The sequence below is a fragment of the Vibrio sp. 10N.222.48.A3 genome, assembly GCF_041475345.1.
GTDB lineage: Bacteria > Pseudomonadota > Gammaproteobacteria > Enterobacterales > Vibrionaceae > Vibrio > Vibrio tasmaniensis_A.
Window position 1 is genome coordinate 1 of the sequence record NZ_JBFRVX010001717.1, and the last position, 329, is coordinate 329.

The following is a 329-nucleotide window of genomic DNA, read 5'->3' on the forward strand; positions in this document are numbered from 1 at the left end:
GAATTATTGTTGGTTCATGGTGAACAAAACTGTTTAAAACATTCTACTTTTAAACAGTTTTGATTTATCAAAAGGGTTACAGCATTTCCTTTGCGATTAGATGCAGCAAAAAGGTTTCACGTTCAATGCTCATGCCTTTTTTAGGGCTCTCAGCCATGGTCTTTTCGTTGTGAGCGATCGCTTCATGGATATTCATCCACACCGGTTTCATCCCGTTTTTCACTTCGTAGTCTTCGTAAGCTGTTTCGCCAAGCTCACGATCAATCTTGCATGAGTAGCAGTAAGAAATCATGTGCATTATATCTGCATCATCTTTATACCAAGGACGA

The 329-nt window shown here is 39.2% G+C and carries 1 pseudogene; it reads right to left on the minus strand.

The window, feature by feature from the left end:
- Positions 1-76: 76 nt before the first annotated feature.
- Positions 77-329: pseudogene (locus tag AB4653_RS28585) on the minus strand (DNA mismatch repair protein MutT); the annotation flags it as partial.